General features: G+C 55.5%; 9 protein-coding genes. 5 read left to right on the top strand and 4 right to left on the bottom strand.

The features are described from left to right. Positions 1–57 precede the first annotated feature (57 nt). The 3 genes from ACMXX3_RS06905 to ACMXX3_RS06915 all read left to right on the top strand — a co-directional run bounded on the left by ACMXX3_RS06905 (position 58) and on the right by ACMXX3_RS06915 (position 3,639). Positions 58–1,257: an MFS transporter gene (locus ACMXX3_RS06905; RefSeq protein WP_421083998.1), complete on the top strand. Its 1,200-nt coding sequence runs from the start codon at positions 58–60 to the stop codon at positions 1,255–1,257. A 573-nt stretch (positions 1,258–1,830) separates the two neighbouring features. Continuing rightward, a complete protein-coding gene (locus tag ACMXX3_RS06910; protein ID WP_421083999.1) occupies positions 1,831–3,027 on the top strand; it encodes a TerC family protein in 1,197 nt (398 codons plus the stop codon). A gap of 219 nt (positions 3,028–3,246) precedes the next feature. Then, positions 3,247–3,639 (top strand): SdpI family protein, encoded by a 393-nt coding sequence (locus tag ACMXX3_RS06915; protein WP_421084000.1) that lies wholly within the window; start codon positions 3,247–3,249, stop codon positions 3,637–3,639. A 72-nt stretch (positions 3,640–3,711) separates the two neighbouring features. Here the strand turns inward: ACMXX3_RS06915 and ACMXX3_RS06920 are convergent, their stop codons facing one another. Beyond that, positions 3,712–5,124: an alpha/beta fold hydrolase gene (locus ACMXX3_RS06920; protein WP_421084001.1), complete on the bottom strand. Its 1,413-nt coding sequence runs from the start codon at positions 5,122–5,124 to the stop codon at positions 3,712–3,714. Between the two features lie 286 nt (positions 5,125–5,410). On the opposite strand from ACMXX3_RS06920, the gene ACMXX3_RS06925 reads away from it, so the two are divergent. Together ACMXX3_RS06925 and ACMXX3_RS06930 are read left to right on the top strand one after the other, a co-directional pair. Continuing rightward, positions 5,411–7,441 carry a M3 family metallopeptidase gene (locus tag ACMXX3_RS06925; RefSeq protein WP_421084002.1) on the top strand — a complete coding sequence of 677 codons (2,031 nt, stop codon included), beginning with the start codon at positions 5,411–5,413 and terminating at the stop codon, positions 7,439–7,441. Positions 7,442–7,517: 76 nt separating this feature from the next. Further along, entirely contained in the window at positions 7,518–7,949 is a 432-nt protein-coding gene (locus ACMXX3_RS06930) for a hypothetical protein (RefSeq protein ID WP_421084003.1), read from the top strand. A 464-nt stretch (positions 7,950–8,413) separates the two neighbouring features. Here the strand turns inward: ACMXX3_RS06930 and dcm are convergent, their stop codons facing one another. The 3 genes from dcm to ACMXX3_RS06945 form a co-directional block, all read right to left on the bottom strand. Continuing rightward, positions 8,414–9,382 (bottom strand): DNA (cytosine-5-)-methyltransferase, encoded by a 969-nt coding sequence (gene dcm, locus ACMXX3_RS06935; protein ID WP_421084004.1) that lies wholly within the window; start codon positions 9,380–9,382, stop codon positions 8,414–8,416. Positions 9,383–9,455: 73 nt separating this feature from the next. After that, positions 9,456–10,664, bottom strand: coding sequence for a hypothetical protein (locus tag ACMXX3_RS06940; RefSeq protein WP_421084005.1), 1,209 nt, complete (start codon positions 10,662–10,664; stop codon positions 9,456–9,458). After that, a complete protein-coding gene (locus ACMXX3_RS06945) occupies positions 10,657–13,266 on the bottom strand; it encodes a DEAD/DEAH box helicase (RefSeq protein WP_421084006.1) in 2,610 nt (869 codons plus the stop codon). The genes ACMXX3_RS06940 and ACMXX3_RS06945 overlap by 8 nt, the downstream gene beginning before the upstream one ends. Positions 13,267–13,535: the final 269 nt, after the last annotated feature.

Genomic DNA, 13,535 nt, shown 5'->3' on the forward strand with positions numbered 1-13,535 from the left:
CCAGCCGCCGTAGTGTAGACTGGTGCAGTTTGTGTCAACACCACCCCCGGAGGTCCCATGAGCCAGACAGCTTCGCGCCCCAGCGTCGCCCGCATGCCGGGTATGCCCCAAATTCTGCTCACCTTCGGGCTGACCATCTGTAGCCTATCCATCCTCCTGCCCGCCTCGCCTGCCTGGGCGCTCGCTGGCGGGGCAGGCTCTTTAGGTGCAGGAGCTACCAATGCAGTCCTCATGGCGGTGACCGTGGCGACTCAGTTCAGTGTCCCCGCCCTGACCCGCCGTTTCTCCTGGGCCCTCGTTTTGCCGGTGGGCACCCTCTTTATGGGTCTGCCCTCCCTGATTCAGGCATTCAGCCCCGACCTGATCAACGTTCTTCTCACTTCTGGGCTGCGCGGAATCGGGTTCGGTATCGTGACCGTCTGCTGCTCATCTGCCATGTCCTACCTGATCCCGGTTGAATACCGGGGCCGGGCCGTCGGCCTCTATGGGTTGGCAGCTGCTGGCTCCCAGATGTTTTTTACCCCCGTTGCCCCCTGGGCTCTCGATACTTTCGGGTACCAAACAGTTATTTCTGCAGGTGCCATTGCGGCCTTGGCCGCCCCCTTTGCCCTCCAGTTAGGCCGCCTGGTCGACCATTTCATGGCTGAACAAAGAGTCAAAGAGCAGGGGAGTGATACCGTTCCTGCAACGTCTACTGCAACCATTCTTGCCCGCATCTGGCCTGCCCTGCTCACCTTGACCCTGGTCACCAGCGTCGGTGGTGCCTTCATGACTTTTTCCACCGAAATCGCACCCACCGCAACCTTGGCAACCGGTGCCCTGCTTCTGCTCTGCGCCCTGGCAACCCCCACCCGCTTATACGGGGGTTCACTGACCGACCGGTACGGAACCCGCCTGCTCATGGCACCCGTTCTGGCTCTTAGTGCTCTCGGCGTGGCCCTGGTTGGCTGGGTCAATGGTGCGAGTCTGCTTTCTATCTTCTTCCTCTTGGCCGGGGCGACCCTTATCGGTTTCGGCTATGGCTTCCTGCAGTCGGTGACTATGGTGCGTGCCCTGACGGACGCCGGTGGGCCGGACGCCACCCAGCGGGCCTCCGTTGCCTGGAACTCCCACTTTGATATTGGTACTGGCCTTGGCTCCCTGGCTATTGGAGCTGCCGTGCAGGCAACTAGTTTCATCGCGGCTTGGACGGGCGCGGCCGTCCTGCTTTTGGCCTGTGCCCTGGTGCTCGGCCTGAGGGACGCCCGCGGTCGGTAGCCCACGGCCTCACGGGGTCACCTGCCCCCACGCCTTGTTTGTCGTACTGCTGCCCTCCTTTGCCAGGGAGGTTGGCGATATCGACGTTTGCAGGTAGCGGACGTCGGCGGAATTGTTGGGGTCATCGCACCCGGTGCGCCGCGCCGCGCAACCGTTCTTTCTCCTCGCGCGGGGCGCTCGTCGAAATTCATCGCCAGGCCCGATCCACGCGCTGGCCACGGCGCACCGTCGTGCTCCTTTGCCTGTTCATTTGCTGGGTAATCGGTTATAGTTGAAGACCTAGCAAGGGAGATGAGCCCCACATTTTCGCCCCCAGGCGGAAGAAAAATGTGGGCGAATCGCCGAGCATAGCGTAGCGGCGAGGCGGGGAACTTGTGAGTGGAGCGAACTCCTTGTCCTGTTCATTTGCTGGGTAATCGGTTATAGTTGTAGACCGAGCAAGGGAGTATCCCACTAATTCCTGCATCGTCAGCACGTTGATCGAAGGCGCCCAACCGGGGCAGGAAACCACCCTCAGAGGTGGTGGGAGAGACTTGTGGAATTTGGCAAACCCAACCACAAGAAAGGCTCCCAATGCATATCACTGGGTTGCAGTGGGGTGTTACGATTGCGTTCATCCTGGTACTGCTTGCTTATGACTTCTTCTTCCATGTGCGTAAGGCGCATGAACCCACCATTAAAGAGGCCGCTGTTTGGTCGGCTGTGTATGTTGGTTTAGCTTTGGCTTTTGGCCTGGTCATCCTCTTCTGGGACGGCCCCCAGTTCGCGGCCGAATACTACGGTGGTTACATCACCGAAAAGGCTTTGAGTGTTGATAACCTCTTCGTCTTCCTGATCATCATGGCCTCCTTCAAGGTGCCGCGCGAAGACCAGCAGAAGGTTCTACTCTTCGGTATTATCTTCGCCATGATTGCCCGCACCGCCTTCATTCTGGTAGGTGCTGCCGCTATTGAGCGCTGGAGCTGGGTCTTCTACCTCTTCGGCCTGGTCCTGATTTACACCGCCGGTAACCTCATCAAGGGTGAAGTCACCGACAAGGAAGAAGAGGACGAAGCCAACAACTTCGTCGTCCGCCTGGCCAAGAAGATGTTCAACACCGTTGACTATTACGACGGCGACAAGCTCTTCACCATCGAAAACGGCAAGAAGGTCATGACCCCCATGCTGCTGGTCATGGTAGCTATCGGTGGTACCGACATCCTCTTCGCCCTGGACTCTATCCCCGCAATCTTCGGTCTGACCCAGGAAGCCTACATTGTCTTCACGGCAACCGCCTTCTCCCTGATGGGTCTGCGTCAGCTCTACTTCCTGATTGACGGCCTGCTGGACCGCCTGATCTACCTCTCATGGGGCCTGTCTATCATCCTGGCCTTCATCGGTGTGAAGCTGCTGCTGCACGCTCTGCATTCCAACACGCTGCCGTTTGTTAACGATGGCCAGCCGGTTCACGTTGTTGAAGTTGGAATTGAGCTCTCACTTGCTGTTATTGTGGGCGTTCTGATTATCACTGTTCTGGCTTCTCTTTACAGCCCGAAGGGTCGTGCTCTGGCTACTATCCAGCGTGTTCAGACCCTGTCTGAGAAGTACCTGAACCTGCCTGCTGATGCTTCTGAGGCTGAGCGTGCTGAGATTCAGAGCAAGCTTGATGCTGAGGTGGCTAAGTCCCGCGAGATTCCGCAGAAGTACCGCGATGAACTGATTGAGTCTGAGAACGAGTACCAGGATCTAGTTCGCCGGGCCCGCACCGCTCACGCCGAGCGCAGCGCCTAACCGGCAGTAGGCGTCCGCCCTCATGCGTGGAGGTTAGGACGCCCGCCCCGGCTTCACGACCGCTGGCCCCATCCCGAGAGGGAAGGGGCCAGCGGTCTTTCTGTTACTGAGTCTGTACGTGGGGGAGGGACGTCATAAAAGCCAGAACCCTAGAGGTAGACATCCAGTTCGAGTAGAATTGACCTTAACACCATCGCCTGAACCTGCAAAGGAGCACCTATGTCTGCCGCTGAGTCCCTACCCCTGGTCTTCAGCCTCCTGCTCCTGGGCGGGCTCTTTCTAGCCCTAGCCCGCATGGGTGCAGCCGGCACTCTGAGCCGTAACGGACTGGTGGGAATCCGCACCACAGCAACCATGCAGTCAGACGCCGCCTGGTATGCGGCCCACAAGGCGATTGCTCCTACCCTGCGGGCCTGTGCCTGGGCCCAGTTTGCCGGGGCGGCGGTCGTCCTTGCCCTGGGGCTGGCTGCCCAGACCACCCTGACTATCCCGACCGGCCTAGCCTTTCTCATTCTTCCCACCCTCGCCATGGTGGTAGCTGCCATGACGCGAGGAACCTCCGCAGCTAACGATGCCCACCGGGCCTGGGAACAGGGCCAGCACACCTCATAACTCACTGCTGAAGATACAAAAGACCGAGGTAGGCACCTGCCCCCTCGGTCTTTTTGGTGTGGTTAAACTCCCTTAGCGCATATCGGCCAGCAGATTCTTCAGGTGGCCCAAAATCAGGGGGCCGTCTGCGCCTAGACCGTCATGGTGGTGGGTCTTTGACGTCCACACACGGGTGTTACCCACGAACTCGGCGGTCTTCATTGAGTGGGCGTAATCCACGTACACATCGGGCACGTAGGCCGCTGCAACCAGGGGCACCTCGTTGCGGGCCAGCTGGTCGTGGTCGTAGAGACGACCCCAGTCCTTCTTCTCAGCCAGCAGCTGGGCAACTTCAGCTAACGGACGCAGGGCCGGGTCCTCCTCGTAATACCAGGGGAAGATATGCTCACCGGTCAGCAGCAGGGGAGAGGCGTCCTCTGCAAAGTCCGGGCGCTCAGCGTACATGCGGGCCGCAGACCAGTTCGTCGGTGAAGCGGATGGCGAGGTGCCACCCAGCTCTTGGGCGGGGCCGTCCGCATAAATCGTCTCGTGCAGCAGGCCGTAGAGGGGGCCAGCCTGGAAGCTGACCTGGGCGCCGACCTCCGCTAGGAACTGGTCAGAGAGCCAGCTCTCCGATTCAGCGAAAGCCGATTCCAGAACATAGTGCAGACCCCTGGCCCGGCCGTTACCTCCCAAAATATTGCCCAGCATCTGGAAGCGGTGCGGGGTAAGGCGCTCGCCGGTGGGTAGGTATTCCTCGTTCTTGGCCAGGTGCTCACTGATCCGGACGGCCAGCTCCCTGTCTTCGGGGTACCAGCTGTAGTATTCCTCGGTGCGCTCCTTCATGCGGTCTAGGGTGGAGCGGTAGACGTCGTCCACGTGGGAGCGAATGGGGGCCAGCCCTGCGGTCATGCGGGAGTCCTTGATGGACTCGGGGGCGAAGGAGAAGTAGGAGAGGGTGAGGAAGCCACCGAAGCTCTGGCCCATGGTCGACCAGCGCTTGTCTGTGCGGTCTGCCAGCAGGAATTCGCGGACGACCTCGGCGTCGGCAATGATGGAGTCGGCGCGGAAGAGCTCGCAGAACTCAGCCTGTACCTCGGGGCTGCCTTGGGCGGTGATGACGCGGGCAGAGAGCGGGGTGGAATTGCCGGTGCCGCGCTGGTCCAGCAGGATCAGGCGGTGGGTCTTGGCGAGTTCCTGCACCCAGCCGCCTTCAGAGATAGGGCGGGGGCTCTTGCCGCCGGGGCCGCCCTGCAGGTAGACCATGTAGGGGCGCTCATCGACGGGGGTAGTCAGGGCGTCAGAAGTGTCAATGACTTCGCGGGCAAAGACGGTGATGGTCTGGTTAGCAAAGCGGGATTCCAAGGCTGCCGCTTCACCCTTGCCGTAAATCAACCCGTGGGTCATGGGCACGGTGAACCAGTGGTCAATGAGCTTGAGGGAGTCAATGGTGTGGGTGACGCCGACGCGGTGGGTCGGCTGGGGCAGGCGGGGGTGGGTAGGCATGGGGCTCCTTTGCACGCAAGGTAAGGTCTTTCTTCTACCGATAGGCTACCCTAGCTGCCCGATCTTGGCTGTGAGGGCTTACCTAAGATGTTCTAATGTGACCCTGTGAGGGGAGGTAACGGATACCCCCGGCCCACCTACCCGTCGCCAAAACCGGCCTATTCGCTCACACCGAACTACACCCCGTCCGCCCCAACTACATACCGTATGACATGTATTTCGGGCACAAGAGATGAAAATGTACATCAGCCACCTGGAAGCCCTCGCGTGCAGTAACCTATTGTGTATGACACACAATCCCCTGCTCACAGAATCTTCCCTGCCCTACCAGCTACCCGACTTCGCGGCGATCACCACCGACCACTTCCTGCCAGCTATCGAAACCGGCCTGGCTGAAGCCCGCGCAAACTACACCCGAATCGCAGAGCTCACCGACGAGCCCACCTTCGAGAACGTGGTTGCCCTCCTTGAACGCCCCAGCGACACCCTCGAACGGGCCACCAAAATCTTCCATAACCTGGTGTGGGCGGACGGCACCCCCGACCGCCTGGAACTCGAAACCACAATCACCGAAAAACTCACCCAGCTTGAGAACGACCTCTACCTGAACCCCGCTATCTACTCCAAGCTCGACGCCGTCTACCGCGGCCGCCACCAGGCGGGGCTGACCGACGAACAGATTCGCCTCACCGAAAAACTCCACCAAAACTTCACCCTGGCCGGTGCCGCCCTCACCGAGGCTGACCGGGAGGAACTCGCCCGCCTCAACCTGGCGATCGCCCAGGCCCAAACCGCCTACAGCCAGCAGGTCACCCGGGACCTGAACGCGGCGGCCGTCCTGATCACCGACGAGGCCGACCTGGCTGGCCTTCCGGCCTCCAGTAAGGACGCCGCCCGCGCGGCTGCCAGCGCGGCAGGGCACGATTCAGGGTGGCTGCTCACCCTCGAACTCTTTACCCAGCAGCCGCCCCTTGCCAACCTGAGCAACCGGGAAACCCGTCAGCGCCTCTACACAGCCAGCGTCGAGCGGGGCCAAGCAACCTGGGGCATGGCAGCTGAGATTGCGGCCCTCCGCGCCCAGAAAGCCGCCCTGCTCGGCTTCGACTCCTACGCCGCCCTGGCCGTCGCCGACCGCACAGCAGGCACCCCCGAGGCCGTCGAACACCTCTTTGCCCAAACCATTGAACCCGCTATGCAGAATGCTGACCGGGAGGCCCAAATACTGGCTGACCTGGCAGCAGAGGATGGCATTGACAAGCTCGAACCCTGGGACTGGGCCTACTACTCAGAAAAAGCCAAGGCCAGGCAGTTCTCCCTTGATCTTGAGGCCCTCCAACCCTATTTTGAGCTCAACCGGGTGCTCGTTGACGGGGTTTTCTACGCCGCCCACCGGGTTTACGGGCTGAGCTTCACCGAACGTCCTGACCTTGTTGGCTACCATGAGCAGGTGCGAATCTGGGAGGTTTTCGACGCCGACGGCAGCCCCTTAGGCCTCTTCCTGGGGGATTTCTTTACTCGTGATACTAAGCGCGGCGGGGCCTGGATGAACACCCTGGTGGACCAGTCCAGGGCTGAGGGTACCCGCCCGGTGGTGGTCAATAATTTGAACATTCCGGCCCCGGCTGAGGGTCAGCCTGCTTTTGTTACCTTTGATGAGGTTAATACCCTCTTCCACGAGTTCGGGCATGCCCTGCACGGCCTGCTCTCTGACACCCAGTACCGGTCGCTGTCTGGGACCAATGTGGAACGGGACATCGTGGAGTACCCCAGCCAGGTCAATGAGATGTGGATGTTGCACCCGGAGATTCTGCCCCATTATGCGGTGCATTATCAGACGGGGGAGCCGGTGCCTGCCCACCTGATTGAGGCTGTGCAAAACGCTGACCAGTGGGGGCAGGGGCAGGCTACGGTGGAGTACCTGCGTGCTGCCGCCCTGGACTGGGCCTGGCATAAGCTACCTGCCCAGCGGGACGCTGCCCCGGTGCAGGATCCGAGGGCTTTTGAGGAGCAGGCCCTGCGGCAGATGGGGCTTTGGCATGAGTTAGTGGAGTCCCGCTACCGCACGAGCTACCTGAACCATACCTTTAGTGGCGGGTACGCGGCGGGCTACTACTCCTACCTGTGGGCGGAGGTGTTCGACGCGGATACGGTGGCCTGGTATGAGGCTAATGGTGGGTTGACGAGGGAGAATGGGGACGCCTTCCGCCGCCATATTCTGGCGGTCGGCGGCACCCAGCCCATCCCCGAGAGCTTCAAAGCCATGACCGGACGTACAGCTGATACGGCCCCGCTGTTGAAGCGGCGGGGGCTTGCCTAGGAGGAATGAAGCAAAAAAGATAACACTATGCTGTTATATCCTCAGATATAACAGCATAGTGTTATATCTGTTTGTTATGACGATTGATCAGTGCGATTCAACTTCTTCAGTCGTTGATCTGATTCGGCCGCTAGAAGCAAAGCTGGGCGCGTTCGGCGCCTTGCGCGATTTTCAGAGAACTGCGGGCGACGAGGCCCAGGCCGAATTTGATGATACGAAGAGCCTTCTGGATTCAACCCTCATATTGGCGCGTCAGGGTACCTGGCACATTGGAATTGGTGCTGGCCAGGTCGATGAGCCTCTGCCCAACAGCGCACAAGAAGGCAACGGGGTAGCCTACAGGAACGCAAGACGTGCTATTGAACGGGCAAAGAAGTCGTCGGGGAACATTGCCTATGAGAGTGGGACGCACCTGAGCTGCTTGGTTGAAGCAAATTTGCAGCTGGTGATGGGACTGGAACAAGAGCGAAGTGAATCTTGGCAGATGATGGGGGAGCTGTATAGTTAGGGGTTTACACGGCAGGAAATAGCCCAGCATTTGGTGACCTATCAATCAGCAGTTAGCCGGGCCTTGAAACAGGGTCGATGGCAGGAAACCCGCAAGCTCCTCAAAGGACTTGAAGGCGTTATGGAACGGGAGTAAAAATTATACCTGGGTTATTTGCCCTGCTCGGTGTACTATTCCTGACATCGTGTGTCTGGTATACAACAAAAACACCCTCCTTGCTTAAAGCCAGGGTACTTCTTGAAATTTATTGAAAAGGGTAGGTGGTGTAGGCTCACAGCTAAACTGCTTACCCATCGAGAGGTAAGCTAACCGGTCGTGGGGATTCTAAAATATGGATATTGAATTCTCTGAAGATAGTTTTTACTAGCCGGGTTAGACCTGGATATATTTACTGCTATTGTAGTTATTTAAATCTAAGATGTTTAGCTAAAAATGTTGAAGTATTTAATGACCTCATAAGGAAATTAATTTCGAGGTTTAGCAGGAGGTAGATCTTTAAATGCATCACCAACTGTAACTGTAGGGTGTAGCAGAAGGTCGCCTTGCAATCCAGGCCTACTATGAGTAGGATTTGGTGCACCTATGGCAGAGAAATTTTCGTTCGGTTGACCAATAATAAATAGTCTTTTTCGTGATTGGGGGACACCATAATCTGTTGCGTTTAAAATAAAGTATTCACATGTGTACCCAATTTTTTGTGATTCATCAATAATAAATTTTAAAGCTCCTCCCTTGGCGTTTGTGAGTAGTCCCGGTACATTTTCAAGAACGAAGGCTCGCGGTTTTAATTCGGAAACTGCTCGCAAAAATTCAGTAACCAGAGATCCGCGTGGATCTGAAATGCCTTTTTGCTTTCCTGCGTAGCTGAAGGGCTGGCATGGGGGGCCACCAAAGACTAGATCTACATTATTTAATTTGTCATCTACCGCAAAATTAATTTCTGAAATATCACCATTTATCACGGTTACATTTTTAAAATTTCTGGCTAGTGTATTGCTTGCATGCTTATCTATTTCAACTGCAATTTCAATATGAAAAAATTTTGAAAATCCAAGATCCATACCTCCAGCCCCAGAAAATAATGAAACAGCTTTATTTTTTGAATGACTAAATTCACTAATGGAAGTGTGAATATGTCCGGCTACTGCCTCAGCAAGGCCAACTGGAACTGCGTTGCCAATTTGTAATTGGATACTTGTAATTGGCCCCTGGAAAATATGTGAATCAGGAAATTGTTGTAATCTTGCGGCTTCGCGAGGGGTAATATATCTATCTTCAAAAGGGTGCGCAAATTTATTGAAAATAAATGCGGTTACTGTATTTGATGGAAGATTTGGGTCAAGTCTGAGCAGGCGCAAATTTGGTCCACCTGTTTTTTTATCACCCACTCTGATATATGATTTATGCCAGAGGTGCTCAGGAATATCTTTCATTCTTCCGCCTATAGGGAGATGACGTATTCTTTCGGTAACTAACGGTGAGTTATTGCTGTAGGTATGCAATCGATCATTTTCCAATTTTAAGAATATCCTTTACAAACTCATCTTTAAAATGCGGTTCGGTGAAATTTATTATACCATCAAATAAATTATAAACTAAATGCCGATTAAAGGTGATGCTTTCGTCTGATATCGTAGGAATGTTCTCTTTTGTATTTGCCCAAACGATGTCTTCTAAATTGGAAATGTAATCAGAATGATGCCTGACTGCATGTATATTAGATAGCAAGGCTGCGTAAATATTTTGTGAATCTTTTGACTTGTAGTTAGTTGAAATTTTTAGTACCTGGTAAATTCCCTTTTTAAGGTCGTCAGTTCGATCCATTCCTACCGCGTTTTTTCCGTCGCTAATTGATAGGAATCCACTTGTGGCTCGAGCAGGCCAATCGTCTGGCCTAGGATGCGGCACTCCGCAGCCATTAGTTAGCCAGTGGTATTTAGTTCTTTTTGATTTATCAATGTATCCTACATAGAGACTCTGCCAGAAATGTAAATAATTTCTACAATTATCTATATTGGAAAACCATTCAAGTATTTTTCCAAAATGATCTCCATTTTTCAATTTCCCAAAGTTTCCTAGGTTTATTTTCAGTGAATCACCAAAAACAAGGAACACATCAACATTTGATGGCATGTAGTGTTTTTCGTGGTTTGTCTCAGCAATATCCTCACCGATTTCGTTTGTCCTATAGAGTGGGTCAGACTTCGCGATCATTGGAAATGATATTAGAGGTGATGATTTTATTTCAAACAAAATTGTCTTATCGTCTACAGTGAGTGCGGCATCAACTACTGCACTACCTGGAATTAAATAAAATTTGCAATCTTTATTATTTTTGAGTGAAATCTGGTGATAAAGGGCAACAAGAGCTTCGCTTGTGCTTTTCCCGATGATTGCAGATTGTGGCTTATTTGATTCAATATAAAAAATTGTTCCTTTATTGAGGCATGCTGGGCAGCAACTTACAAAAGGGTAAACCGCAGTTTTTCCTTCCTCAAAATTTGAGTTAGGGCAGTATTTCCAATTTCCGTTTTTTGAATTCTGAATATAGCTTGCAGAAATTATCAAATCAAATATAGCTGCTAATGCCATCGGGTTATTTGAAAACCCAAAAGTTTCTAATTGTTGGAATAGTTGTTTTGAAAACTTGGGAATTGGTTTGCTGTAATCTATTTCGGACGAGGATGTTAACATGTGTTTAACCTGTTTATTCATTAAAATCACCAACTTTTAGAATTATTATTACGGGCGCGCCTTCCTCGTCAGAGGCAGCAAGGTCGACCCGGGCGACAATCCCGAAATCGTGGTTGTCGTCGGGGTCGGCAAAGACCTGACGGACCTTCCACACCCCGGGGTGGGCAGCCGTGTCGTCGTCAATCTCAATCAGGCGCGGGGAGCGGGCCTCGGCGTCCGTATAGATATCCTCATACTCCTCAAAGTAGTCATCCATGGCCTCAGCCCAGCGGTCGGCGTCCCAACCCGAACGCTCACCGTCCAGCTCGCCCAGCAGACGGTCGCGCTCGTCCGCAAAGAGCTCCACCCGGCGGAAGAGAGCATTGCGCACCATCACCTTAAAGGCGCGGACGTTGCTCGTCACCTTGGGGGCAGACTCAGCAACGAGCTCTTCGAGTGAGTCCTGAACGGGGGTGCCTTCTTCACCGGCAGCTAGGCGTTCCCACTCGTCCACCAGTGAGGAGTCGGTCTGGCGGATAACCTCGCCCAGCCACTCGATCACGTCGGTGAGCTCATCGGTCAGGGCAGATAGGGGCACGGTCTGGCGCAGGGCCTTATAAGCGTCCGACAGGTAGCGCAGTAGGATACCCTCGGATCGCTCCAGCCCGTAAAACTGCACATAGTCACCAAAGCCCATGGCCCGCTCGTACATATCGCGCACCACGCTCTTGGGCTCAACCTCAAACTCCTTCATGAAAGGAGCACCCGCCGAGTAGGTCTCAAAAGCCTGTTCTAGCAGGTCAGCGAGGGGCTGGGGGTAGGTGATTTTGTCGAGCTCAGCCATGCGCTCGTTGTAGTCCATCCCCTCAGCCTTCATCTCAGCCAGGGCCTCACTCTTGGCCTTCTTCTCTTGACCAATCAGCACCTGGCGGGGCTTTTCCAGGGTGGACTCGATCACCGACACTGCATCGAGGGCATAGGATTCTGACTCCATATCCAACAGGGACAGGGAAGCCAGCGCAAAGGGGGAGAGCGGCTGGTTCAGGGCAAAGTTCTCTTGCAGCGAGACGGTCAGTCGCACGGTGCGGCCGAACTCGTCGGGCTCTGGCAGGCGCTCCACCACACCCCCGTTGAGCAGCTCCCGGTAGATACCAATGGCCTTACGCTTCAAGGCCCGCTGCTTGACGGGCGTCTCATGGTTGGCCGTCAAAAAGAGCATGACCGTCTCAAAGGGGTCAGCCTCCCGCTGCAGCATATTCAACATCATGGAGTGGGTCAGCTGGAAGGACGAGGTCAGCGGCTCAGGCTCTGCGGCAATGATCTGCTCAAAGGTCTTCTCACTCCAGGCCACAAACCCCTCGGGGGCCTTTTTCTTTTTGCCGCGTAGGGACTGGGCCATCTTCTTCTCGTCCCCATTGAACTTCTCCCGGGCCTTGGCCTCAAGCCGGTCGTTCTCAATCTCGTGTTCGGGGGCCTGAACCACCACATACCCGGCCGTGTCAAAGCCCGCCCGGCCTGCGCGTCCTGCAATCTGGTGGAACTCACGGGACTTGAGGCGACGAGTGCGCTGCCCGTCAAACTTTGACAGGGCAGTAATCAGGACGGTACGAATGGGCACGTTAATGCCGACGCCCAAGGTATCGGTACCGCAGATCACCTTGAGCAGGCCCGCCTGGGCCAGCTGCTCGACCAGGCGGCGGTACTTGGGCAGCATACCGGCGTGGTGAATACCGATCCCGTTCTTGATGTACTTCTGCAGCTGCTTACCAAAGCCCGCCGAGTAGCGGAAGCCAGCCGTCAGCTCGTTGATACGCTCCTTCTCCTCCTTAGAGGCAATAGCCAGGCTCATGAGGGAAGCGGCTGTATCAATGGCCTGAAGCTGGGAGAAATGCACAATGTAGACCGGGGCCTGGTGGGTGGACACCAGTTCGTCCACCTTCTCAACCAGGGGCTCGCGGGAGTAGGAATAGTTGAGCGGAATGGGCCGGGTTTCGCTGGTGACAAGGACGGTCGCGCGGCCGGTGAGTTCCGTCAGTTCCTTTTCGAAGCGGCTGGTATCGCCCAGGGTCGCGCTCATGAGCAGGAACTGGGCCTGCGGCAGATCAAGTAGGGGAGCCTGCCAGGCCCACCCGCGCTGGGGGTCAGAATAGAAATGGAACTCGTCCATGACTACCTGGGTCAGGTCAGCGCCCTCACCCTCCCGTAAGACCACATTGGCCAGAATCTCGGCAGTACAGCAGACAATAGGGGCGTCAGCGTTAATGGACGAATCGCCGGTCACCATCCCCACATTCTCAGCCCCAAAAATCTCACAGAGATCAAAGAACTTCTCAGACACCAGGGCTTTGATGGGGGCGGTGTAGTAGGAGCGCTGCCCGCTTGCCAGGCCCATAAAGTGGGCAGCCACCGCAACGGTAGACTTACCCGACCCGGTGGGGGTGGCCAGAATGACGTTGTTGCCGGCGGCCAGCTCAAGGACGGCCTCGTCCTGGGCAGGGTAGAGCTCCATGCCACGGCTGGCAATCCAGTCAGTAAACGCTTCGTAGGCTTCGTCGCCGGTGAGCGGGTTTGAGGCAAAATCACCGCGGAAATAGCGTTTGGTGGAGTCGGCAAGTGAGGGGGAGAGGTGCTGAAGAATCTTCATGATGTTATCTAGTTTAGTAGACCCGTCAACCATAAATCTGATGTGACGCTTGTCAAACCTGCTGTCCATAGTTTACAGTTGTGCACAGACTTAACCGCATAACTAACTCACGAAAGGAGGCCTTGAATTGAATAATCAAACTATTCCCTTCACCAGCCTCCCCGTGGGTAGCAAGGCCTAAGGTGCGCTCATCTCTTATCGCTTGACCAGCATGATGGGTTTCTGCTCCTGACCTATTTCAAACCTACTGGGACTGATTGGGCCCGGTA

It is taken from the genome of Rothia nasimurium (assembly GCF_049068285.1).
Classification (GTDB): domain Bacteria; phylum Actinomycetota; class Actinomycetes; order Actinomycetales; family Micrococcaceae; genus Rothia; species Rothia nasimurium_I.

What these genes read in the sequence shown, in the direction of transcription:
- ACMXX3_RS06940 (WP_421084005.1), bottom strand. Translation starts at nt 10,664, where the DNA reads ATGAATAAACAGGTTAAACACATGTTAACATCCTCGTCCGAAATAGAT.
- ACMXX3_RS06910 (WP_421083999.1), top strand. Translation starts at nt 1,831, where the DNA reads ATGCATATCACTGGGTTGCAGTGGGGTGTTACGATTGCGTTCATCCTG.
- ACMXX3_RS06925 (WP_421084002.1), top strand. Translation starts at nt 5,411, where the DNA reads ATGACACACAATCCCCTGCTCACAGAATCTTCCCTGCCCTACCAGCTA.
- ACMXX3_RS06930 (WP_421084003.1), top strand. Translation starts at nt 7,518, where the DNA reads ATGACGATTGATCAGTGCGATTCAACTTCTTCAGTCGTTGATCTGATT.
- ACMXX3_RS06945 (WP_421084006.1), bottom strand. Translation starts at nt 13,266, where the DNA reads ATGAAGATTCTTCAGCACCTCTCCCCCTCACTTGCCGACTCCACCAAA.
- dcm (WP_421084004.1), bottom strand. Translation starts at nt 9,382, where the DNA reads ATGAAAGATATTCCTGAGCACCTCTGGCATAAATCATATATCAGAGTG.
- ACMXX3_RS06915 (WP_421084000.1), top strand. Translation starts at nt 3,247, where the DNA reads ATGTCTGCCGCTGAGTCCCTACCCCTGGTCTTCAGCCTCCTGCTCCTG.
- ACMXX3_RS06920 (WP_421084001.1), bottom strand. Translation starts at nt 5,124, where the DNA reads ATGCCTACCCACCCCCGCCTGCCCCAGCCGACCCACCGCGTCGGCGTC.
- ACMXX3_RS06905 (WP_421083998.1), top strand. Translation starts at nt 58, where the DNA reads ATGAGCCAGACAGCTTCGCGCCCCAGCGTCGCCCGCATGCCGGGTATG.